The sequence below is a fragment of the Variovorax gracilis genome (genome assembly GCF_030317115.1).
Classification (GTDB): domain Bacteria; phylum Pseudomonadota; class Gammaproteobacteria; order Burkholderiales; family Burkholderiaceae_C; genus Variovorax; species Variovorax gracilis.
Map to the genome: position 1 here is coordinate 92678 of NZ_JASZYF010000013.1, position 22061 is coordinate 114738.

General features: G+C 67.1%; 18 protein-coding genes. 13 read left to right on the forward strand and 5 right to left on the reverse strand.

From position 1 onward, the window contains the following. Window positions 1–3: 3 nt before the first annotated feature. Window positions 4–1224 carry an MFS transporter gene (locus QTH97_RS23110; RefSeq protein ID WP_286570808.1) on the reverse strand — a complete coding sequence of 407 codons (1221 nt, stop codon included), beginning with the start codon at window positions 1222–1224 and terminating at the stop codon, window positions 4–6. A 151-nt stretch (window positions 1225–1375) separates the two neighbouring features. Here QTH97_RS23110 and QTH97_RS23115 point away from each other — a divergent pair, with 151 nt between their 5' ends. Further along, window positions 1376–3373 carry a DNA topoisomerase IV subunit B gene (locus QTH97_RS23115; protein WP_286570809.1) on the forward strand — a complete coding sequence of 666 codons (1998 nt, stop codon included), beginning with the start codon at window positions 1376–1378 and terminating at the stop codon, window positions 3371–3373. Between the two features lie 86 nt (window positions 3374–3459). Here QTH97_RS23115 and QTH97_RS23120 read toward each other — a convergent pair whose 3' ends face one another. Further along, window positions 3460–4032 (reverse strand): ferritin-like domain-containing protein, encoded by a 573-nt coding sequence (locus tag QTH97_RS23120; protein ID WP_286570810.1) that lies wholly within the window; start codon window positions 4030–4032, stop codon window positions 3460–3462. Between the two features lie 21 nt (window positions 4033–4053). Continuing rightward, window positions 4054–4776, reverse strand: coding sequence for an RNA polymerase sigma factor (locus QTH97_RS23125; RefSeq protein ID WP_286570811.1), 723 nt, complete (start codon window positions 4774–4776; stop codon window positions 4054–4056). 199 nt (window positions 4777–4975) lie between these two features. On the opposite strand from QTH97_RS23125, the gene QTH97_RS23130 reads away from it, so the two are divergent. From QTH97_RS23130 to QTH97_RS23145, 4 genes are read left to right on the forward strand one after another with little or no spacing between them, the layout of a single operon-like run. Continuing rightward, complete coding sequence (locus QTH97_RS23130; protein WP_286570812.1) at window positions 4976–5845, forward strand: lytic transglycosylase domain-containing protein; 870 nt, start codon at window positions 4976–4978, stop codon at window positions 5843–5845. Between the two features lie 38 nt (window positions 5846–5883). After that, the gene (locus tag QTH97_RS23135) at window positions 5884–6999 is read left to right on the forward strand and encodes a Kelch repeat-containing protein (RefSeq protein ID WP_286570813.1); all 1116 of its coding nucleotides are present in this window, start codon (window positions 5884–5886) and stop codon (window positions 6997–6999) included. Between the two features lie 52 nt (window positions 7000–7051). Then, a complete protein-coding gene (parC, locus tag QTH97_RS23140; RefSeq protein ID WP_286570814.1) occupies window positions 7052–9436 on the forward strand; it encodes a DNA topoisomerase IV subunit A in 2385 nt (794 codons plus the stop codon). 22 nt (window positions 9437–9458) lie between these two features. Continuing rightward, entirely contained in the window at window positions 9459–9638 is a 180-nt protein-coding gene (locus tag QTH97_RS23145) for a hypothetical protein (RefSeq protein WP_286570815.1), read from the forward strand. 25 nt (window positions 9639–9663) lie between these two features. Here QTH97_RS23145 and QTH97_RS23150 read toward each other — a convergent pair whose 3' ends face one another. Further along, window positions 9664–10803: an MBL fold metallo-hydrolase gene (locus QTH97_RS23150; protein WP_286570816.1), complete on the reverse strand. Its 1140-nt coding sequence runs from the start codon at window positions 10801–10803 to the stop codon at window positions 9664–9666. A 141-nt stretch (window positions 10804–10944) separates the two neighbouring features. Between QTH97_RS23150 and QTH97_RS23155 the strand changes: the two genes are divergently transcribed. Next, window positions 10945–14424 carry a patatin-like phospholipase family protein gene (locus QTH97_RS23155; RefSeq protein WP_286570817.1) on the forward strand — a complete coding sequence of 1160 codons (3480 nt, stop codon included), beginning with the start codon at window positions 10945–10947 and terminating at the stop codon, window positions 14422–14424. Window positions 14425–14433: 9 nt separating this feature from the next. On the opposite strand, the gene QTH97_RS23160 is transcribed toward QTH97_RS23155, so the two are convergent. After that, window positions 14434–16137, reverse strand: a complete 1704-nt coding sequence (locus tag QTH97_RS23160; RefSeq protein WP_286570818.1) for a magnesium transporter CorA family protein — start codon at window positions 16135–16137, stop codon at window positions 14434–14436. A gap of 146 nt (window positions 16138–16283) precedes the next feature. Here QTH97_RS23160 and QTH97_RS23165 point away from each other — a divergent pair, with 146 nt between their 5' ends. The 7 genes from QTH97_RS23165 to QTH97_RS23195 all read left to right on the forward strand — a co-directional run bounded on the left by QTH97_RS23165 (window position 16284) and on the right by QTH97_RS23195 (window position 22060). Beyond that, window positions 16284–16955, forward strand: coding sequence for an amino acid ABC transporter permease (locus QTH97_RS23165; RefSeq protein ID WP_286570819.1), 672 nt, complete (start codon window positions 16284–16286; stop codon window positions 16953–16955). A gap of 5 nt (window positions 16956–16960) precedes the next feature. Continuing rightward, the gene (locus QTH97_RS23170; RefSeq protein WP_286570820.1) at window positions 16961–17614 is read left to right on the forward strand and encodes an amino acid ABC transporter permease; all 654 of its coding nucleotides are present in this window, start codon (window positions 16961–16963) and stop codon (window positions 17612–17614) included. A 54-nt stretch (window positions 17615–17668) separates the two neighbouring features. Further along, window positions 17669–18466, forward strand: a complete 798-nt coding sequence (locus QTH97_RS23175; protein ID WP_286570821.1) for a transporter substrate-binding domain-containing protein — start codon at window positions 17669–17671, stop codon at window positions 18464–18466. Between the two features lie 26 nt (window positions 18467–18492). Then, window positions 18493–19269, forward strand: coding sequence for an amino acid ABC transporter ATP-binding protein (locus QTH97_RS23180; protein WP_286570822.1), 777 nt, complete (start codon window positions 18493–18495; stop codon window positions 19267–19269). A 114-nt stretch (window positions 19270–19383) separates the two neighbouring features. Continuing rightward, complete coding sequence (locus tag QTH97_RS23185; protein WP_286570823.1) at window positions 19384–20130, forward strand: sugar phosphate isomerase/epimerase family protein; 747 nt, start codon at window positions 19384–19386, stop codon at window positions 20128–20130. Continuing rightward, window positions 20127–21077, forward strand: coding sequence for a sugar kinase (locus QTH97_RS23190; protein ID WP_286570824.1), 951 nt, complete (start codon window positions 20127–20129; stop codon window positions 21075–21077). Before QTH97_RS23185 ends, QTH97_RS23190 begins: the two co-directional genes overlap by 4 nt. Next, complete coding sequence (locus tag QTH97_RS23195) at window positions 21074–22060, forward strand: 2-hydroxyacid dehydrogenase (RefSeq protein ID WP_286570825.1); 987 nt, start codon at window positions 21074–21076, stop codon at window positions 22058–22060. Before QTH97_RS23190 ends, QTH97_RS23195 begins: the two co-directional genes overlap by 4 nt. Window position 22061 lies beyond the last annotated feature (1 nt).

The window sequence follows — 22061 nt, forward strand, 5'->3', positions numbered from 1 at the left end:
TGTTCAGGCCGGCTGCGGCGTCGGACGCACGATCGCGCTTTCCTTCACCGGCAGGTTGATGAGCGCCGCGCCCACGCCCAGCGCAATGGCGATGTACCAGACTAGGTCGTAGCTGCCGGTCCGGTCGTAGAGGTAGCCGCCGAGCCAGACGCCCAGGAACGAACCGACCTGGTGGCTCAGGAACACGATGCCGCCCAGCATCGACAAGTGGGCGACGCCGAAGATCTGGGCCACGATGCCGCTGGTGAGCGGCACGGTCGAAAGCCACAGGAAGCCCATCACGCTGGCAAAGACGTACACGGTCAGGGGTGAGATCGGCACGATCAGGAAGAGCGCGATCGCCACCGCTCGACTGATATAGATCGCCGCCAGCAGCTTGCGCTTGGCCAGCCGAGCGCCCAGCGAACCGGCGATGTAGGTGCCGAACACGTTGAACAACCCGATCAGCGCCAGCGCGTAGCTTGCGACCTCGGGCGACAGCCCCTTGTCTCGCAGATAGCTCGGCATGTGCACGCCGATGAACACCACCTGGAACCCACAGACGAAATAACCGGCCGTGAGTAGCACGAAGCTGGGGTATTTGAAGGCCTCCTGCATGGCCTGCATGATGGTCTGGCTGCGGCGCACGCTGGTGGTCGCTTCGTGCCGGGGCTCGCGCAGGCCGAAGGCCAGCGGCACGATGATCAGCACCATGGCGGCCAGCACCAGCAGCGCCGTCTGCCAGCCCAGGCGGGCGATCAACTGGCCCTCCACCGGCACCATCAGGAACTGCCCGAAGGAGCCGGCCGCCGCGGCCACGCCCATCGCCCAGGAGCGCTTTTCGGCAGGGATCTGGCGACCGATGACGCCGTAGATGACCGCGTACGTCGTGCCCGCCTGCGCCGCGCCGATCAGGACACCCGCGGTGAGCGCGAACATCAATGGCGTGGGAGACAACGCCATGCCGACCAGGCCCAGCGCATAAAGTGCGGCGCCTGCCAACAGGACGCGAAACGCACCCAGCTTGTCCGCCAGCATCCCCGCGAATACGCCAATCACGCCCCACGACAGGTTCTGAATGGCGATCGCGAAGGAAAAAGCCTGCCGCGACCAGCCCTGCTCCTGCGTGATCGGCTGGAGCCAGAGCCCGAAGCCGTGGCGAATGCCCATCGACAGCGTGACGATCATGGCGCCGCAAACGAGGACCTGCTTGAGGCTGAGAGGCTGGCTGGGGGAGGAAGTCATCCCGGGCAATGTACCCAAAAGCGAAGGTCCGTGTCGGCGGGACGCCCGGTCTCGATTGTTGAAATTTTCGAGCGGCTTTGATGCGATAGGGGAATGCCTCGCCTGGGAAACTTCCTGGGGGCCGCAAGACCAACGCCTAGAATCCCGCGCCATGGCAAGCAAGGAACCAGGCAGTTACGGCGAGGCGTCGATTCGCGTCCTCAAGGGCCTCGAGCCCGTCAAGCAGCGGCCGGGGATGTACACCCGCACCGACAACCCGCTGCACATCATTCAGGAAGTATTGGACAACGCCGCCGACGAGGCGCTGGCGGGGTACGGCAAGAAGATCAAGGTCACGCTCCACGCCGACGGCTCCGTCAGCGTCGAGGACGACGGCCGCGGCATTCCGTTCGGATTGCACCCGGAGGAAAAGGCCCCGGTGGTCGAGCTGGTGTTCACCCGGCTGCACGCGGGCGGCAAGTTCGACAAGGGCGCGGGCGGTGCGTACAGCTTCTCGGGCGGCCTGCATGGGGTGGGCGTCTCGGTGACCAATGCGCTTTCGAAGCGCCTGGAAGTGACTTCCTACCGCGAAGGCTCGGTGGCGCAGATCGCGTTCTCGGCCGGCGACGTGGTCGAGCTGCTCAAGCTTCGGCCGCAGGAAAGCGCGGCCGCGTCCAATGGCGACGGCCCGCGCGACCGCCGCCAGGGCACCACGGTGCGCGCCTGGCCGGACGCCAAGTATTTCGAATCCCCGGCGCTGCCGATCAACGAACTCACGCACCTGCTGCGCAGCAAGGCGGTGCTGATGCCCGGCGTCACGGTGACGCTGGTGGTCGAGAAGACCAAGGAAACCCAGACCTGGCTCTACAAGGGCGGCCTGCGCGACTACCTGATGCAGACGCTAAACGGCGACCCGGTGATCCCGCTCTTCGAAGGCGCGGGTCATGCCGACAAGAACGCCGACAACTTCGCCGAGGGCGAGGGCGCCGAATGGTGCGTAGCCTTCACCGAGGACGGCCAACCGGTGCGCGAGAGCTACGTCAACCTGATCCCGACCAGTGCCGGCGGCACGCACGAAAGCGGGCTGCGCGATGGCCTGTTCAACGCGGTCAAGAGCTTCGTCGAACTGCATTCGCTGTTGCCCAAGGGCGTGAAGCTGCTGCCCGAAGACGTCTTTGCGCGCGCTTCGTACGTGCTCTCGGCCAAGGTGCTCGATCCGCAATTCCAGGGCCAGATCAAGGAACGGCTCAATTCGCGCGATGCCGTGCGGCTGGTGTCGAGCTTCGTGCGCCCGGCGCTGGAGCTGTGGCTCAACCAGCACGTCGACTACGGCAGGAAGCTCGCCGAACTGGCGATCAAGGCCGCGCAGACGCGCCAGAAGGCCGGCCAGAAGGTCGAGAAGCGCAAGGGCTCCGGCGTGGCCGTGCTGCCCGGCAAGCTGACCGACTGCGAGAGCAAGGACATCGCGCACAACGAAGTCTTCCTGGTCGAGGGCGACTCCGCCGGCGGCAGCGCCAAGATGGGCCGCGACAAGGAAAGCCAGGCCATCCTGCCCCTGCGCGGCAAGGTGCTCAACACCTGGGAGGTGGAGCGCGACCGGCTCTTCGCCAACACCGAAATCCACGACATCTCCGTCGCGATCGGCGTCGATCCGCATGGCCCGGACGACACGCCCGACATGACGGGCCTGCGCTACGGCAAGGTCTGCATCCTGAGCGATGCGGATGTGGACGGATCGCACATCCAGGTGCTGCTGCTCACTCTGTTCTTCCGTCACTTTCCCAAGCTGATCGATGCAGGGCACGTCTACGTCGCCAAGCCGCCACTGTTCCGCGTCGATGCACCGGCGCGCGGCAAGAAGCCGGCCTCGAAGGTCTATGCGTTGGACGAAGGTGAGCTCACAGCCATCCTCGACAAGCTGCGCAAGGACGGCGTACGCGAAGGCGCGTGGAGCATCAGCCGCTTCAAGGGCCTGGGAGAAATGAGCGCAGAACAGCTGTGGGAGACCACGCTCAACCCCGATACGCGGCGCCTGCTGCAGGTGCGCCTCGGTCGCTTCGACGCATTGGGCACGCAGGGCGAGATCACCAAGCTCATGGGCAAGGGCGAAGCCGCCGCGCGGCGCGAACTGATGGAACTGCGCGCGGACGACGTCGAGGTGGACGTCTGAGCTTGCCCGTCGGCAGGATTCGGTCGCTCCGTCGGCCTGCTTGAAGTGGTCGAACAGGCCCGCGCGGCCCTTGTCGTCCGGCGGCTTCAGGACACGAAGGCCGATGGAACCACCGGCACCTCGCCGAGCGCCTGCCGCAGCACGGCCCAGTGCATGGCTTCGTCGCCGAGGATGCTCGCCGCGGCCTTGGAGAGGTCGCGGTCGCCGAACAGCGGGACGGCACCCAGGTAGGCGCTGACGGCGCCTTGTTCCAGCTTGGCCGCGAAACGGAGTACGTCCGCTTGCGACTTCAACTGCTCGACCGGGAAGTCGTATGTGCTCTTTGCGAGCACAGGCTTGCCGCCCAGTTTCGCGACCGTCGCGGCCAGCACGGCCGCATGCGCCCTGTGATGCCCCTGGAAGGTCACGGCGAGGTCGAGCACCGGCTTCTCCAGCAGCTTGCTTTCCGCACCGACCTGGTAGGCCGCGATGGCCTCAAGTTCCGCACCGAGCGCCGTGTTGAGGATCTGCACGTCCCCCGCAGTGTCGCCGCCCGCCTTCGCGGCCAACGCGTCCCTCCCGGCGAGCAGCGCGACTGCTGCGCCTGACAGCACGAGTCCCGATCGGCCCAGGAACAGGCGGCGCGCGGCGATGGGCGTGGGCATTTGAAAGAAGGACATGACGTCTCCTTGTGATTGGATTCAGGGGGTGGGCTGCTGGCCCGACGCATCGCTGGCGATCGCGGACATCACGTGGGCGACGATGTCGTCGCAGCGCTTGCCCGCGAACGAGAAGGCGTCTCCGATCGCCAGATCGACTTCGCGCGACAGGGCCTCGCGCAAAAGGCCGCGCGCCCGGAAGTAGCGGCTGCGCACGGTGGCTTCCGGAATCTCCAGCGCCGCCGCGACCTCTTCGATGCTCATGTCCTCCACGGCGCGCAGGACGAACACGGTCCGAAAGGCTTCCGGGAGCGCATCGATCCGGGTTTCGATCAGGCTGCGGAATTCGCCGCGCATGGCCTGGCGTTCGGGCTGTTCGTCCGGATCTGCGTGCATCCATGTCTCCCCTTGCGTTTCGGCCGCATCGCTGGCGGTGTCGAGCGGAATAACCTGCGCGCTGCGGCGTCCGCGCAGCCGGCCGAGTGCTTCGTTCACGACGATCCGCACAAGCCAGGTCGAGAGCCTGGCCTCCGCCCTGAAGCTGGCGAGCGAACGCCAGGCGCGCACGTAGGCTTCCTGCAGCGCGTCCTGTGTCTCTTCGTCGTTCTGCAGGATGCTCCGGCCCGTGCGGAACAGCAGGCGGTTGTGCCGACGCATGATGTGCTGGAAGGCGAGGGTGTCGCCTCGCGCGGCGCGCATCGCCAGTTCGGCATCTGCCAGAAGGCTGGATGTCGCGGCGGAATCAAGGGGTTCGATGTTGTGCATGGTGATGTCTCTGCCCATTGGATGGACGCGGGTGGTGTCCTGTTCCCAGGCGCTCCGAGGGACGTGCCGTGGGGCACATCGACGACAATGTCCCCCATGACGGTTCAAGACAAGCTGTTGACTACTTGCGGGAACCCTGCGCGCTGGCGCAGTGCCGGCTGATCGCCGACGCACCGCGGGCGCTGACCTTCCACCAGCGATGAATTTCTCACGTGCTCTGGCTCGCGGCCGGTTGCTGCCGGCCCTGCTGTTCGCGCTGCTGATGTGGCAGCCGCATGCCCGCGCCGGCGACATCTACGGCTATGTCGATCAGAAGGGCGTGGCGCACTTCGCATCGGAGAAGCTCGACGAGCGCTACCAGCTCTTCTTCCGAGGCGGCCAGAGCTTCGACACCGCGAACGGCATCGGCCCCCTGGGCCGGGCGCGCAAGGGCACGATCGACGGCAAGGTCCCGCGGGCTTCGCAGACCCTGCTGGCGCTGTTCGAGGCTTCGCCCAGCTACAAGGTGGCGAAATCCGCGCTGCGCGACGCATCGCGCAAACACGACATCGACTACGAGTTGCTGCAGGCGCTGATCGCGACGGAGTCTGGCTTCGACGCGCAGGCGGTGTCGCCCAAGGGCGCGCTCGGGCTCATGCAACTCATGCCCGCGACAGCGCAACGCTATGGGGTCTCGGCCGACCAGCGCGCGACCATCGAGAAGAAGCTGTTCGACCCGCGCATCAACATCGCCACCGGATCCCGACACCTGCGCGACCTGATCGCGATGTTCCCGGGCCAGATTGAACTGGCGCTCGCGGCCTACAACGCGGGCGAGGGCGCAGTCCAGCGCGCCGGCAACAGGATTCCCAACTACCCCGAGACGCAGAACTACGTGCAGACAGTGCTTCAGCTCTACGCCTATCTCAAGCCATCGGCGGGGCTGGGCCGCGGCAAGGGGCCCGCGCGCATCCGGATGGAAATGACGGTTCCGCAGGGCGGGGCCATCGGTCGTGGCAATATGCCGCCCGCTTCCGGGGAGTTGCCGGCGATGCCGGCCATCCCCGAGGCGCCGCCCGCGGTGCCTTGAGCGCACCCGTGCCTTTCGATCCGATGAAGGAAATCGCCATGCAACGTCGAAACCTCGTGCTCGCTACAGCGTCAGCCGCCGTGGTCGGCATCGCGCGTGCGCAAGGGGCGTCGCCGCGCCTGCCCGTGGCACCTTCCGCCGACGAGCCCTACGCGCGGCTGCAAGGTGGCGTGCCCCACCACATGACGCCCGAGCAGGAAGCGCAGCGCTTCACCGAAAGCCCGGCGCCCGCCGGCCCGCCGGGGCGATGGGCGCCGCGCGCGGCCTTGCCGATCCCGCGCAGCGAGATGGCCTGGGCCACCGCCGCGGCGGGTCGCATGCACGTGGTCGGCGGCTACGGCGAAGGCGCGGTCAACCGCGACTACCACCACATCTATGACCCGGCATCCGACCGCTGGCTTTCCGGCGCTCCGCTCCCGCGCGGCGCGAACCACGTCGCCGTCGCCGCGGATGCGGGCCGGGTCTATGCGTTCGGCGGCTTCGTCGAACAGAACCGAAGGTCGGACACCAACGCCTACGCCTACGAGATCGCTGCAGACCGCTGGGTGGCGATCGCGCCCTTGCCGCGCCCGCGCGGTGCGGCTGCGGCGGTGGTCGTGGATGGCGCGATCCATCTGATTGGCGGTGCCTCCGAGCCCGCGAGCGAGCGCGCCAGCGTGGGCTGGCACGAGGTGTACGACCCGAAGACCGACCGCTGGTCCGCGCGAAAGGCATTGCCGGGCGCGCGCGACCACGTCGGCTGCGTGTCGCACGGCGGCCAGATCCACGTGATCGGCGGGCGCTTCAACACCTTCGAATACAACACCGACCTGCACCACGTCTACCTGCCGGCGCGGGACACCTGGGAATTGCGCTCGCCGCTGCCCACTGCGCGCTCGGGCCATGGCCTGGTGGTCTACCGCGGGCGCTGCTACGCCATGGGCGGCGAAGGCGGCATCCTGGTGGGCGGCGTGCCGCGCCAGGCCAAGGTCTTCGGCCAGATGGAAAGCTACGATCCGGCAACCGACACCTGGCAACGCCACGCGCCGATGCCCACGCCACGCCATGCGGTGGGCGCGGCCGTGATCGGCGACTGGATCTACGTCGCCGGCGGCGGTGCCGTCCTGGGCGGCGCCGTGCAGTCGGCCGTGCATGAAGCATTCACACCGGGCTGAGCGCGCAACGGTGCGCTGACCCCCGATTCATTTCCCCTCTCATTTTTTTCCCATGGACTCCCAACCTTCGCTCGATCTCCAGAGCCCCGAAGAAGACGGCGCGCTGACGCTGGCCGACTATGCGCAGACCGCCTACCTCGAGTACGCATTGAGCGTCGTCAAGGGCCGTGCGCTGCCTGACGTCAGCGACGGCCAGAAGCCGGTGCAGCGGCGCATCCTCTATTCGATGTCGCGCATGGGCCTCGGCTACGGCGGCGCCAACGGCACCGTCGGCGCCAAGCCGGTCAAGAGCGCACGCGTGGTCGGCGACGTGCTCGGCCGCTTTCATCCGCACAGCGACCAGGCCGCCTACGACGCGCTGGTGCGCATGGCGCAGGACTTCTCGCAACGCTATCCGCTGGTCGACGGCCAGGGCAACTTCGGCAGCCGTGACGGCGATGGTGCAGCGGCCATGCGCTACACCGAGGCGCGCCTCGCCCGCATCACCAGCCTGCTGCTCGACGAAATCGACGAGGGCACGGTCGACTTCATTCCCAACTACGACGGCTCGACCGAAGAGCCGCGGCTGCTGCCCGCGCGCCTGCCTTTCGCGCTGCTCAATGGCGCGAGCGGCATCGCGGTCGGCCTGGCCACAGAGATCCCGAGCCACAACCTGCGCGAGATCGCCGATGCCTGCGTGGCGCTCATCAAGAGCAACGGCAAGCTGTCCGACGAGGAACTGCTCGGCTTCGTGCCCGGCCCTGACTACCCGGGTGGTGCGCAGATCATCAGCAGCGCAGCCGACATCGCCGACGCGTACCGGACCGGTCGCGGCTCCCTCAAGGTGCGCGCGCGCTGGAAGATCGAGGAGTTGGCGCGCGGCCAGTGGCAACTCGTGGTCAACGAACTGCCGCCGGGTGTCAGCACCCAGAAGGTGCTGGAGGAAATCGAGGAACTCACGAACCCCAAGGTCCGTGCCGGAAAGAAGGCGCTCACGGCCGAGCAGACGCAACTGAAGGCCGCTGTTCTCTCCGTGCTCGACGTGGTGCGCGACGAGTCGAGCAAGGACGCGCCGGTGCGCCTGGTGTTCGAACCCAAGACCTCGCGCATCAGCCAGGAAGAGTTCATCACCACGCTGCTGTCGCAGACCTCGTTGGAAACCTCTGCGCCTATCAACCTGACGATGGTGGGCATCGACGGCAAGCCGACGCAGAAGTCGCTGCGGCAGATGCTCAACGAGTGGATCGCCTTCCGCGAGATCACGGTCGAGAAGCGGTCGCGCCATCGACTCGGCAAGGTGGAAGACCGCATCCACATCCTCGAAGGCCGGCAACTGGTGCTGCTGAACATCGACGAGGTGATCGCCATCATCCGCGCCGCCGAGGACCCGAAGGCAGCACTGATCGCACGTTTCAACCTCAGCGAACGGCAGGCAGAGGACATCCTTGAAATCCGCCTGCGCCAGCTCGCGCGGCTGGAGGCCATCAAGATCGAGCAGGAGCTGAAAGGCCTGCGCGAAGAGCAGAAGAAGCTCGAGGACATCCTCGGCAGCCCGGCCGCGTTGCGCCGGTTGCTTGTGAAGGAGATCGAGACCGATGCGAAGAGCTTCGAAGACCCGCGCCGCACACTGATCCAGGCCGAGAAGCGCGCCGTCGCCGAAGTGCGCGTGGTCGACGAGCCGGTCACTGTCATCGTGTCGCAGAAGGGTTGGGTCCGCACGCAGAAGGGCTGGGCCAGCGAGCGCGCGGCGGGTGCCGGGGCGCCTGAATACAGCTTCAAGTCAGGCGATTCGCTGTACGGCGCCTTCGAGTGCCGCACCGTCGACACGCTGCTCGTGTTCGGCACCGCCAAGGACAAGGGCGTGCGCGTCTACAGCGTGCCGGTGGCGTCGCTGCCGGGCGGTCGCGGTGACGGCCAGCCCGTCACGACGCTGATCGACCTGGACAGCGGCACGCACGTGGCGCATTACTTCGCGGGACCGCTCGGTGCGAACCTGTTGTTGTCGAACACCGGCGGTTACGGCTTCATCGCGTCGGTCGAGAACATGATTTCGCGACAGCGCGGTGGAAAGGCCTTCGTCGACGTGGGCGAAGGCGAGCAGATGTGCCGGCCTTCGCTTGTCGGTGGTGCGGGCGGTGCCGAGCCGCTGCCGGCGGCCACGCACGTCGCCTGCGCCTCCACGGGCGGTCGCATCCTCACCTTCGACATCAACGAACTCAAGGCGCTGCCGAAGGGCGGGCGCGGGCTCACGCTCATCGACCTCGAAGCCAAGGACACGCTTGCAGGCGCGGCGGCCTACACGCGCAGCGTGAAGATCGAAGGCATCGGTCGTGGCGGCAAGGAGCGCGAGGAGACGTTGGAAATCCGCACGCTCAACAACGCGCGCGCCAGCCGTGCGCGCAAGGGCAAGGCGGCCGATCTCGGCTTCAAGCCCGCGAGCATCGTGCGCGTCCAGTAGCACGGCACACGGGGGGACGCAGATGGAAATCGGAATCCTGGGCCTGGTCATCGCCGTGGTCAGCGGCCTTGCCAGCTACGCGCTCGGCCGCTGGCTCTCCAACAAGCGTCGGCAGAAGAAGGCCGATCAGGCGCGCGCCATCGCCGAAGCCGGGCAGAGCCGGCAGGTGCGGCGCGCTCGCGAGCGCCAGCGGCGGCGCTGATCCGCCCGGCCTTGCGGAGGCGGGGCTACTTCAGCCCTTGCCACCAGCGCACATTGGTGCGCGGCTGGCCGACCGTCAGCACCTCGCCGATGGCCGGCGTGGCGAGTTCGATCTTCTGTCGCTCCGACAGATCCGCGATGCGGTCCAGCGGGTCGTGCCACGTGTGGAAGGCGAGGTCGAAGGTGCTGTTGTGCACCGAGAAGAGCACCTTGGCCCGCAGGTCCTGAAAGGCCTGCACGCTTTGCTCGGGTGTCATGTGCACCGAGGGCCAGTAGGCGTCGTAGGCACCGTTTTCCATCATCGCGAGGTCGAAGCCGCTGAAGCGCTCGCCGATCTGGCCGAAGCCCTTGAAGTAGCCGGAGTCGCCGCTGTAGAAGATGCGCTGGTCGCCGCTCTGGATGACCCACGATGCCCACAGCGTCTTGTCGCGGTCGTCCAGCGTACGTCCCGAGAAATGCTGGGCCGGCGTGGCGGTGAGCTGCACGCCGTCATGTTGCCCGGCCTGCCACCAGTCGAACTCGGCGATTCGATCGGCCGGCACGCCCAACTCCACGAGCCGCGCGCCCACACCCAGCGGCACGAAGTAACGGTTCACGCGTTTCGCCAGGTATTCGATGGTCGCGATGTCGAGATGGTCGTAGTGGTCGTGCGAGAGGATCAATCCCTCGATCGGCGGCAACTGTTCGAGCGTGAGCGGCGGTTTGTGGAAACGCTTGGGGCCGATCCACTGGAAGGGCGATGCGCGTTCGCTGAAGACCGGGTCGATCAACCAGAACTTCCCACGCAGCTTGAGCAGATGGGAAGAGTGACCCAGGCGGATCACGTGATTGCCCTGCGCGTCCAACGCCTCCAACTGCGCGGTGGTGAGCGGGCGCACCGGGATCGGGTCGGTCGGTACCGTGTCGGTCTTCGTGCCGACGAGGAATCGCGACCAGATCTTCCATTGGCTCGCCGAGGGCAGCGCGTCGGGATTGGGCGGATTGCGGAAACCGCAGCCCTGGAACTGCGGGGATGCGGCGTAGGGCGTCTCGCAGGCGCTGTGGCTGGCGCAACTGGCGAGCAGCGCGCAGGCCGCCACCAGGAGGCCACCGCACCACTGGCGCAGCCTTGGCCGCGAAGGCCGCGAATTGGATGCCGGTGCTGCAGATGCGGTGTTGGCTGTCATGTGGATAGGGCTCCCGGTAGCGGTGTCGACTCGCGCCGGGCGAGCTTAACCAATGCGGCCCTGCGGTCCGGCATAGACCGTTCGCTCCATTGATGCGCCGGGGCAAGCATGAAATATTGCGACCGAACGACGAGGACCCGCATGGACGAAACCATCCAGAAGCTGGTCGCCGAGCGTCGCCGTGCGCTTGATGGCGCCGATGACGGCCGTCGGCCCTGGGGCCTGGCACTGTCCGGTGGCGGCATCCGCAGCGCGACCTTCTGCCTGGGGCTGCTCAAGTCGCTGGCGGCGCAGCGGCAGTTGCTCAGGTTCGACTTGATGTCGACGGTTTCCGGAGGTGGCTACGTCGGCGCCATGCTGGGCCGGCTCTGCACGAACGCGAAGTCGGCCGATGAGGTGCGCGAGATCGAGCGCGCGCTCGGCGACGTCGATCGCGCGCGCTTCGGCTGGTGGCTGCGTGGCAATGGTCGCTACCTCATTCCGGGCGGCTTGCGTGACACGCTCTTCGCCGCCGCGCTCTACCTGCGCAACCTGCTCGGCACGCACATCGAACTCGCGATCGCTGCCAGCCTGATCGGCATCGTGCTCGCGGCGACCAATCTGTTGCTGTGGGACGCGGTCTTCAGGGCTGTGGACCTCAACAGCATCTCGCCCGACAACGCGAACGGCGCGACTGCGCTCACCAGCGTGCAGTACGTGCGCCTGCTGGTCGAATGGGCGACACAGTGGCCGACCCTGTGGTTCACGCTCGTCGGGCCTTTCATCGCCTCGGTGGTTCTGGCTTGCGCCTACTGGTCGGTGCGCGACAAGCCATCGACATCGTCGATGCTGCTGCAAGTCGCCATGTGGGTGGCGCTCGGTCTCGGCGCCTGCTGGATCGGTCCGCCGCTGCTGCGGCGCTACAGCGGGCCGCCCTGGCTGGCTCCGGCCTTCGAGGTCTTTGCGCTGTGCTGGGTCGTCTCCTTGCTGTGGGTGCTGTACCGCAGCCGTGTGCGATCGGCGGCCGAGTTGCGCAACGAGTTGACGGACTGGCTGGCGTCGGTAATCAACACGGCGCTGTTGATCGTGATGCTCGGCCTGCTCGATCGCAGCGCCTGGTGGCTGGCGGCGGAGACGCCGCGGCAGTCCATCTCCTACGGTGCGGTATTGCTGGTCGTGGCCGCGGGGCTTCGCGGCGTGCTGCCGATGCTGCTCTCCCATCGGCAGGAGATCCCCGGCGTCGGCAAGACCCTCGTGATGACGCTCGCGAGCGTGCTGGGCCTGGTGCTGGCCTTCTGTCTTGCCGCATGGTGGGTGAGCGTCGTGTATTCGGTGGTGCTGCTGCCCGTGTTCACGCCCGCGGGGCTGGACTTCATGCGCGGCTGGGCCTGGCTGGGCACCATCGCCGTGATCCTCGGCACCTACGCGCTGGTGACGGGGCGCAACTTCGCCTTTCTCAACGTCTCGTCGCTGCACATGTTTTACAAGGCGCGCATCGTTCGGGGCTATCTCGGTGCGGCCAATGCGCGCCGGCTGGGCGCGAGCCCGACGGACAAGATGTCGGGCCTGGAGCCGCCGCAGGTGCCCGTGGGGGAGGTCGACTCGCACGACGACATCTCGCAGCTCCACTATGCGCCGCAGACCCATGGCGGCCTGGTTCATTTTGCGAATGTCTGCATCAACCAGACTCACGGCACCAAGGACAAGCTCTTCAATCGCGACCGCAAGAGCCTGCCGCTCACCGTCGGGCCCTGCGGCTGGATGCAGGCAGCCGGCGCGCCCTGGACACAGGCCCATGGCGACGGCGCGCTCTCGCTCGGCGCATGGACCGCGATCTCGGGCGCGGCCTTTGCGCCCGGCCTCGGCCGGCTGACCAAGCGCGGCATCTCGGCGTTGTCGGTCTTTGCGGGCCTGCGGCTCGGGTACTGGTGGAACAGTGCCGACGCCGGCATCGTGCAGCGCGGCGCCGTCGTGCATGCGAGCCCGTTGCTGATGAAGACACGCTTCATGCTGCTCGAATGCTTCGGCGCGTTCCCGGGCAGCAGCTCGGCGAACTGGTACCTGAGCGACGGCGGCCATTTCGAGAACACGGGCGCCTACGCGCTGCTGCGGCAGGAGGCCGCGTTGATCGTGATCGCCGACTGCGGCGCCGATCCGGACTACCGCTTCTGCGACCTGGAGATCCTCATCCGCCGCGCGCGCATCGATCTCAATGCGGAGATCACCTTCATGAAGCCGCGGCCGGGCGCCGATTGGACGCACCTTGCCTCCTTCGGCTCGCTCAACGACCTCGCGTCGCCGAGCAGCCAGGCCTGCCTCGCGCTGGCGCAGGTGCGCTACGCGAGCGGGGCCATGGGGCAGATCGTGCTGGTCAAGCCCAACGTCTCTGCCGCACTGCCTGTGGATCTCGTGAACTTCAAGGCCGCCAATCCGCTGTTTCCTCAACAGCCGACCACCGACCAGTTCTTCGACGAAGCGCAGTGGGAAAGCTACTTCCGCCTTGGCGCCGAGATCGGCGATCGGCTCGAGGAAGAGATGCTCGAGCACGTCGCCGCAGGCGCAGCCGGCTTGTTCGTGCCCGACGACGGGCAACCGAACTCCACGCCGCAAGCGGCGAAACCCGGCGACAAGGACAGCGCCGCTGCAGCGGCTGTGGGCTCGATGAGCCGCCTCCAGGCCCGGGTCCTGAAGGCAGGGGCGGTCACGGCGTCGATCGGCATCGGGACCGCGGCCACCTTTGGCGTCGCGGCATGGCAGGGCATCGACAGTTGGCGCGCACAACGCGCTGAAGCGGAGCGTTCGGAAAACAGCGCATTCAAGGATCTCACCGAACGCTGGGCGCACCTGCGCAACGGGACAGGCGGCGGCGATGCGCCGGCCCTGCTGGCGGCCGAGCTGCTGCGCACGGGCGACTTGCTGTGCCGCGAAGGCAGCGACAACTTCATGGCGAACTTCCGTTTGTCCGTGCGCATCGTCGACGACGCCAAGCAGGCCTGTGCGAACGAAACCGTGGAGCAGCGTGCGCCGGCCTGCGCGCGCCTGCTCGACCCCGGCAACGGCATCGACTGCCTGCAGCCTCCACCGGCCCAACCGTGCGCGCCGCGCTATTGGGCGCGCGACTACACGGGTCAGACGGGGTCGAAGCAGAACTGCAGCGGCATCCTGCCGGAGCCCTTTGCCATTGCCGTGCGGGTGCGTGACCTGGTGACGGGGTGGCGCGGCGAGACGCGGGTGGCGGCCGCGCCGCCGCCCTACGCACCCTCGACCGGTTCAAACGGTTCGGCCCCCGCGCCGGCGCCGATCCCGCCCGACGTCTGCGAAGGCGCTGTCGTCTACATCCAGACCTACGGCACCGCGTTCCGCGACAAGGCACGCCTATGGCGCGGGCCTTGGCGCGAACTGGGTGCCTCCGTGCCGCCGATCGAGGACGTGCTCAGCACCTCGCGTCGCCAGGGGCGGGCGCCACCCGTGGGCCATCCGGCACCGACCGTGGTCATCCGCGAAGAGTCATCGCGCGCCTGTGCGCAGGCACTTGTCCAGACCGCTCCGACGCCGACCGGACAGCCCTGGGTCGTCAAGCTGCTGCCGCGCCCGATCAATGCCGATCCCGGCGCGATCGAGGTCTGGTTGCCGAGGCCTTAGCGAGGCTCCCTAGTCGGATCCGGGCCGCCACACCCTCGCCAGCACGCCCAGCTTGGTACGCAGCGTGTGACGCTCGTCCGACAGCGCGTCGATGAAGTCGGACAGCCGCTTCGACTTGACCATGGTGTAGACCGTGAGCCAGGTCGTGAATGCGAAGGTCAGGCCGAACCAGAGCAGCTTGCGCCACATCGGCGATTCAGCTTCCGCCAGCAGGTTCATGCCGAGGAAGCCGGTCGTGATGGTGCCGATCAGGCCGAAAAGCGTGACCACCGTGAGCCGTACCACTGTGTTGGCCTGCCGGCGCAAGCTGTCGGCATCGAGGTACGTGTTCATGTCGGCGATGCGCTCCTTGACTTCGTCGTAGAGCGGGTCGAGGCCAAGGTGCGTGGTGCACAGATGCGACAGCGCGCGCACCTGTGCCTGTTCGGAGATCTCGTGGAACCAGTAGCGGTGCGTGAAGCGCAGGAAGCCTTCGAAGCTGGCCCGGATCGCACGCTTGAAGCGCTTGACGCTCGCGACGTCGTGAATGTCGAGGTTGCGCAGCGCCTCGACCAGCCGGTCCGAATACATCAGCAGCGCCGCCTTCTGGAAATGCGCGATGAGGAAGAGCAGGAAGTGCTGGTGCCGGAACTGCGCCAGCACGCCGCGGTCGCGGCAGCAGAAGAACTCGGCGTGGGCATCGCCGACCACGATCAGCGCCCGCCCGTTGCACAGGTAGCGCGTGTTGGGCGCCGCGCCGGCATTGACCCAGAAGCGGTCGTAGCAGTAGCGCTCCTCGAAATCGGCCATGCTGTCCTCGGCGAAGGGCAGCGGACCGCCGCCGGAGACGACGGGGTCCGCGGCACCGCTGACCAGGGCCAGCCGCACGAAGTCCGTGCGCGACAGGCGGCGAGGGTCGTCCAGCGCGAGGTAGGCCATCACCGGCATGCGGTAGTACTCGATCTGGCGGAATCGCAGCGCGCCGGCCTCGTCCGAATGGTCGCTCACGAGCGGTCGCATCAGCCACGCCCAGTGGGCGGCCAGGCGCGGTGCGCGGTGCTCGGCCACATGCGACATGAAGGCTTCGCGCTGCTGCGCATCGGACCTCGACAACACGCTGCCGTCGGCCGCGAGCCATTCGACGTTGCTCATGCAGTGCAGAGCCTGCCCCTGCGCATCCCAGCCGCCGGGATAGGCTCGGCCGAAGCGATAGAGGATCTCCTGCGCCTGCGGCAGGCTCAGGTCGTCGACACCGACTTCGACATTGAGCAGTACCACGTCGACGTCGAAGAAGAAGTACAGGTCGACGTGCACCACCTGCAGCGTGATCGGCGCGTCGCCGGGCCGCGCCACCACTCGCACCGCCGTGACGTCGTTGCGCCGGAACACGCGCATGGGTGAATCGCTGCCCGAATCCGTGCCTGCCTGGCGACCCTTGCGGCCGTCGCCGTACAGGAAGCGCTGCACGTAGGGCAGGAAGCTCACGAACTCGTTGTAGTGGCGCTCGTGGAAGCGGTCGCTGCTGCCGGTGTATTCATCGATCTCCTCGCGCCATGGCGATGCATCGCCGAGGTCGCGCAGCACCTGCCAGGGGCCGCGATGCGCGTGGCGCGGTTGCGCCGTCGGCATCAGGCGAAGCGGCCACAGCAAGGTCTGGCGCAAGTGGTGCACCGCGGGGGCGGACTCCGTGGCTGCAAGCTGTGCCTTCGCGTCGGACGTGTCGGTGATCAGCATCGCTCCAGTGTAGGCACGCCGGGTGATTAGGGGAATCCCTAGGGTGGTGCTGAAACCGGTTTCACATATACTGAATCGCACCGCAATGAAGTGCTTCTGCACTGCGGCGCACCACCCCCGAACCCCCACCCGAGTCATCGTCACCCGTGAATTACCAATTCCAGTTCGACGCCGTCTTCGCCGCCTGGCCGCTGTTGCTGAAGGGCACCTGGATCACCATCCAGCTCTCGCTCGTCGCCACGCTGCTGGGGCTGGTGGTGGCCATCTTCTGCGCCTGGGGCAAGACCTCTGGGCCGGGCTGGGTGCGCTTCATCGTGAACGCGTACATCGAGGTCATCCGCAACACGCCTTTCCTGGTGCAGTTGTTCTTCTTTTTCTTCGCGCTGCCGGCCATCGGGCTGCGCTGGTCGCCCTACACGGCGGCGCTCACGGCGATGGTGGTGAATCTCGGCGCCTATGCGGCCGAGATCGTTCGCGCCGGCATCGAGTCCATCCCCAAGGGCCAGATCGAAGCGGGCAGGGCGCTCAACCTCAAGCCGTGGGGGATCTTCCGCTTCGTGATCATCAAGCCCGCCCTCAAGGCCATCTACCCGGCGCTGACGAGCCAGTTCATCCTGCTGATGCTGAGTTCGGCGGTGGTGTCGGTGATCTCGGCCGATGACCTCACCTCGGTCGCGGCCAACCTGCAGTCGCAGACCTTCCGCAGCTTCGAGATCTACATCGTGGTCGCGTGCATCTACCTGGCGTTGGCGCTGTCCTTCTCGGCGCTGTTCAAGCTGATCTACAAGCGCACGCTCAACTATCCGGATCGGCGCTGAACACCATGCGTACTTTCGGCTTTCCCGAATTCCTGTTCATCCTCGAAGCGGCCAAGTGGACGCTGGCGTTGTCGCTCATCGCCTTTGTCGGCGGGGCGATCCTGGGGCTGGTCATTGCGCTGGGTCGCACCTCCGAGAGCAAGGTGGCGCGTGTGCTGTCCACCGGCTTCATCCAGATCTTCCAGGGCACGCCCCTGCTGCTGCAACTGTTCCTGATCTTCTTCGGCGCACCGGTGCTGGGTTTCGACATCAATCCCTGGATCGCGGCGGGCGTGGCGCTGGTGCTCAACAGCGCCGCCTTCCTCGGCGAAATCTGGCGCGGCTGCATCGAGGCCATTCCACGCGGCCAGTGGGAAGCGGCTGAGGCGCTCAATCTCAACTACACCTCGCGCATGCGTGACGTGGTGCTGCCGCAGGCCTTCAAGATCGCGCTGCCGCCGACCGTGGGCTACGTGGTGCAGATCATCAAGGGCACCTCGCTCGCGGCCATCATCGGGTTCACCGAGATCACGCGCGCCGGGCAGATCATCAACAACGCGACCTTCCAGCCGCTGCATGTCTTCACGACGGTGGCCGCGATCTATTTCGTCATCTGCTGGCCGCTGTCGCTGCTGGCCGCGCGCATGGAGCGCAAGAGGGCGCGCGCCCTCGCGAGATGAGCGCGTCGCCGAACCCTTCCTCTGTGTTTCTGTTCTTAATCTAGGAGACTCGACATGATCCTCTTGACCACCCGTCGCGCTGCGATTGCAGCCCTGGGCCTTGGCGCCGCGCTGACTGCCTTCGCCCCTTTCGCATCCGCCCAGAGCGTGGCCGACATCAAGAAGAAGGGTGAGATCACCATCGGCATGCTCGTCGACTTCCCGCCCTACGGCACGACCAACGCGCAGAACCAGCCGGACGGCTACGACGCCGACGTCGCCAAGCTGCTGGCCAAGGACTGGGGCGTGAAGGCCAATATCGTGCCGGTCACGGGCCCGAACCGCATTCCCTTCCTGCTGACCAACAAGGTCGACCTGCTGGTGGCTTCGCTCGCGGTGACGCCGGAGCGCGCCAAGCAGGTGCAGTTCTCGCAGCCGTATGCGGCCGCGACCATCGTGCTGTATGGCAAGACCGGCGCGCCAATCAAGAGCGCCGCCGACCTGAAGGGCGTGCGCGTGGGCGTGGCCCGCGCCAGTACGCAGGACGTGGCCGTGACCAAGGCCGCGCCCGAAGGCACCGAGATCCGCCGCTTCGACGACGACGCGTCGGCCATGCAGGCGCTGATGTCGGGACAGGTCGACGCGATCGGCGCGTCCACCACCGTCGCGGCGCAGATCGCCAAGCGCGTTCCGGCCAATACCTTCGAGAACAAGTTCACGCTGGTACAGCAGAACATGGGCATCGCAATGCGCCCGGGCCAGGACGACCTGCTCAAGAACGTGAACGAGTTCATCGCCAAGAACACGGCCAATGGCGAGCTCAACAAGCTCTATCAGAAGTGGCTCCAGACCGACCTGCCCAAGCTGCAGTAAGCCCATAGGCCTTTCAGGGAGCACACATGACCGATGCAGTCGCGACTCACGCTGGCGCCGAGACGATCATCCGGCTCGAGGCGGTGAACAAGTGGTACGGCACCTTCCAGGTGCTGACCGACATCGACCTCTCGGTGCGCACCGGCGAGCGCATTGTGATCTGCGGGCCGTCGGGCTCAGGCAAGTCGACGCTGATCCGCTGCATCAACCGTCTCGAGACGGTGCAGAAGGGTCGGATCGTGGTCGACGGCATCGACCTCACGGCCGGCGGCAAGAACGTCGACGCAGTGCGTGCCGAGGTCGGCATGGTGTTCCAGCAGTTCAACCTGTTCCCGCATCTCACCATCCTGCAGAACTGCACCCTGGCACCGATGCGCTCACGCGGCATGAGCAAGCCGCAGGCGGAAGAGGTGGCGATGAAGTACCTGACGCGAGTGCGCATCCCGGAACAGGCGCACAAGTACCCGAGCCAGCTCTCCGGTGGCCAGCAGCAGCGCGTGGCGATCGCCCGTGCGCTGTGCATGGCGCCGAAGATCATGCTGTTCGACGAGCCGACCTCGGCACTCGATCCCGAGATGGTCAAGGAAGTGCTCGACACCATGATCGGCCTGGCCGACGACGGGATGACCATGCTGTGCGTTACCCACGAGATGGGCTTCGCGCGCAGCGTGGCGGACCGCGTGATCTTCATGGCCGACGGCAAGATCGTGGAGCAAGGCCCACCCACGGAATTCTTCGGCAATCCGAAGCACGAGAAGACGCGCCAGTTCCTCGGCCAGATCCTCAGTTCGCATCATGGCTGACTCCCAGCCTCGCCCACTTCGAGTGGCTCTGCACGCCCTTTCGGGGGGCAATACAGGCGGCCCGGCCAAGCCGGATCCGCGGTACTTCCCGCAAGCGGGGGCGGAGTTCGCCGTATGACGCCGATCCTCATTTCCCTTTCATCGTTCGGCGCCGCGGAAATCGGGCGCCACGGCCAGTTGTGGTGTTCGCAACTCGCCAGATCTGCCGGCGCGGACAGCGTGGAGGTGCGTGGCGAATTGCTGCGCGATCCGGCGACTGAACTCCCGGCGCTGGCGGGACTTGCCTCGGTCTACTCCAGCCCCGAAGGTCTTTGGGCCGAAGGCGGCTGGCTCGACAGCGCGGCCCTCGGGCGCGGCATCGCGGCGGCAACCACGCTGGGCGCGAAGCGGCTCAAGATGTCGATCGGCGCCTTCGGTCCGTCGTCGCACGGATCGCTGTGGGGCCTCAAGGTGCAGCTCGCCGAAACCCGCATCGAACTCGTGATCGAGAACGACCAGACCGTTTCCGCCGGCACGCTGCCCGCATTGCAGGCCTTCTTCGACGCCGCCGACCGTGCGGGGCTCGACCTGGGCATGACATTCGACATGGGCAACTGGCACTGGGTCGGTGAATGCCCGTTGCAGGCCGCGCAGGCACTGGGCCGCCGCGTGCGCTACGTACATTGCAAAGGCGCACAGCGACTGCCGGCCAAGTGGGTGGCGGTGCCGCTCGCCGAATCGGTGGCGCCCTGGCGCGCTGTGCTGCGTGCGCTCCCGGCCGACGTGCCGCACGCCATCGAATATCCTTTGATCGGCGATGACCTGTTCGCCATCACGCGCGACCAGGTCTCGCACATCCGTTCCTTGCGAGCCACGCCATGACCCATCCTTCCTTCGATGTCGCGCTGTTCGGCGAAGCCATGTTGCTGCTTGTGGCCGACCAGCCAGGTCCGATAGAGAACGCCACGGCCTTCCACAAGCGAACGGCCGGCGCCGAGACCAACGTGGCAATCGGCCTTTCGCGCCTGGGCCTGAAGGTCGGCTGGGCCAGCCGGCTCGGCACCGACTCGATGGGCCGCGCGCTGCTCGCCGCCATGCAGGGCGAGGGCATCGACTGCTCTCATGTGATCACCGATGCGACGCAGCGCACCGGCTTCCAGTTCAAGGGCCGCGTGACGGACGGCAGCGATCCGCCGGTGGAATACCACCGAAAAGGGTCGGCTGCAAGCCAGATGGGCCCGGCCGACATCGATGAAGCCTGGCTGCGCTCCGCACGGCACCTGCACGCGACCGGCGTGTTCGCAGCCATCTCCAGCACCAGCCTGCAGGCGGCGACAAAGTCCATGGACGTGATGCGCCAGGCAGGCCGCACGATTTCCTTCGACCCCAATCTTCGGCCTACGCTATGGTCCTCGCCCGAGGTGATGCGCAACACCATCAACGATCTCGCGGCCCGCGCGGACTGGGTGCTGCCGGGCATGGAAGAAGGCCTGTTCCTGACCGGCGAGAGCACGCCGGAAGGTGTGGCGCATTTCTACCGGCAGCGCGGCGCCAGGCTGGTGGTCGTGAAGCTCGGCGCCGAGGGCGCCTACTACGACAGCGACGTGGCAGGCACGGGACGGGTCGAAGGCTTCCCGGTCAAGGAGATCGTCGACACCGTGGGTGCCGGCGATGGCTTCGCGGCGGGCGTGGTGAGCGCGCTGCTCGAAGGCAGGACGGTGCCTGAAGCTGTCCGGCGCGGCGCCTGGATCGGCGCGCGCGCCGTGCAGGTGCTCGGCGATACGGAAGGCCTGCCCACGCGGGCGCAACTCGAAGAGGCCCGGCTATGACGCGCAAGAACATCCTCGTTTTCCGGGAGCTGCCGGATGACCAGCTGGCGCGCTTGCGCGTGGCACACGAAGTCACCGTCGCAAATCCGCGCGCGGCGGCGCAACGCGCGGCCTTCGACGCGGCGTTGCCGACGTCCCACGGCTTGATCGGCTCGAGTTTTCCCATCGACGATGCATTGCTCGCGTGCGCGCCGCAGCTCGAAGTGGTTTCCAGCGTATCGGTCGGCGTCGACAACTACGCGCTGGCAGCGCTCCATGCGCGCGGCATCATGCTGTGCCACACGCCCGGCGTGCTCGACGAGACAGTGGCGGACACCGTCTTCGCACTGCTCATGGCGACCAGCCGCCGCGTGGTCGAACTGTCGAACCTGGTGCGCGAGGGTCGGTGGACCCAGAACGTCGGCGAGGACCTGTTCGGCTTCGACGTGCACGGCAAGACGGTCGGCCTCCTGGGCTTCGGCCGCATCGGCCAGGCGATCGCGCGACGTGCCGCGCTCGGCTTCGGCATGCCGGTGCTCTATCACGCGCGACGCGCGGTCGATCTCGCCACGCAGGCGCCGGAATTGCAGGGCCTTGCAATGCACACGCCGCTCGATGAACTGCTCGCGCGTTCCGACATCGTCGTCGCGATGCTGCCGCTGTCGGACAGCACGCGCGGGATGATCGACGCGAAGGTGTTCGGCGCGATGAAGCCGGGCGCCATCTTCATCAATGGCGGCCGTGGGGCCACTGTGCAGGAAGATGCGTTGCTCGCAGCGCTCGACCAGGGCACGCTGCGCGCGGCGGGTCTCGACGTCTTTGCGACCGAGCCGCTTCCCATGGCGTCGCCGCTGCGCACGCATCCGCGCGTGACGCCGCTGCCGCACATCGGTTCGGCCACGCACGAGACGCGCCATGCAATGGCCGAGCTCGCGACCACCAATCTGCTGCGCGCATTGGCCGGCGAGAAGCCCCTGGCCGTCTTCGACATGGCCTCCGCTTGAA

Bases quoted from the DNA above. Each gene is read 5' to 3' on its own strand.
- QTH97_RS23110 (WP_286570808.1), bottom strand. From the start codon at position 1,224: ATGACTTCCTCCCCCAGCCAGCCTCTCAGCCTCAAGCAGGTCCTCGTT.
- QTH97_RS23115 (WP_286570809.1), top strand. From the start codon at position 1,376: ATGGCAAGCAAGGAACCAGGCAGTTACGGCGAGGCGTCGATTCGCGTC.
- QTH97_RS23120 (WP_286570810.1), bottom strand. From the start codon at position 4,032: ATGTCCTTCTTTCAAATGCCCACGCCCATCGCCGCGCGCCGCCTGTTC.
- QTH97_RS23125 (WP_286570811.1), bottom strand. From the start codon at position 4,776: ATGCACAACATCGAACCCCTTGATTCCGCCGCGACATCCAGCCTTCTG.
- QTH97_RS23130 (WP_286570812.1), top strand. From the start codon at position 4,976: ATGAATTTCTCACGTGCTCTGGCTCGCGGCCGGTTGCTGCCGGCCCTG.
- QTH97_RS23135 (WP_286570813.1), top strand. From the start codon at position 5,884: ATGCAACGTCGAAACCTCGTGCTCGCTACAGCGTCAGCCGCCGTGGTC.
- parC (WP_286570814.1), top strand. From the start codon at position 7,052: ATGGACTCCCAACCTTCGCTCGATCTCCAGAGCCCCGAAGAAGACGGC.
- QTH97_RS23145 (WP_286570815.1), top strand. From the start codon at position 9,459: ATGGAAATCGGAATCCTGGGCCTGGTCATCGCCGTGGTCAGCGGCCTT.
- QTH97_RS23150 (WP_286570816.1), bottom strand. From the start codon at position 10,803: ATGACAGCCAACACCGCATCTGCAGCACCGGCATCCAATTCGCGGCCT.
- QTH97_RS23155 (WP_286570817.1), top strand. From the start codon at position 10,945: ATGGACGAAACCATCCAGAAGCTGGTCGCCGAGCGTCGCCGTGCGCTT.
- QTH97_RS23160 (WP_286570818.1), bottom strand. From the start codon at position 16,137: ATGCTGATCACCGACACGTCCGACGCGAAGGCACAGCTTGCAGCCACG.
- QTH97_RS23170 (WP_286570820.1), top strand. From the start codon at position 16,961: ATGCGTACTTTCGGCTTTCCCGAATTCCTGTTCATCCTCGAAGCGGCC.
- QTH97_RS23175 (WP_286570821.1), top strand. From the start codon at position 17,669: ATGATCCTCTTGACCACCCGTCGCGCTGCGATTGCAGCCCTGGGCCTT.
- QTH97_RS23180 (WP_286570822.1), top strand. From the start codon at position 18,493: ATGACCGATGCAGTCGCGACTCACGCTGGCGCCGAGACGATCATCCGG.
- QTH97_RS23185 (WP_286570823.1), top strand. From the start codon at position 19,384: ATGACGCCGATCCTCATTTCCCTTTCATCGTTCGGCGCCGCGGAAATC.
- QTH97_RS23190 (WP_286570824.1), top strand. From the start codon at position 20,127: ATGACCCATCCTTCCTTCGATGTCGCGCTGTTCGGCGAAGCCATGTTG.
- QTH97_RS23195 (WP_286570825.1), top strand. From the start codon at position 21,074: ATGACGCGCAAGAACATCCTCGTTTTCCGGGAGCTGCCGGATGACCAG.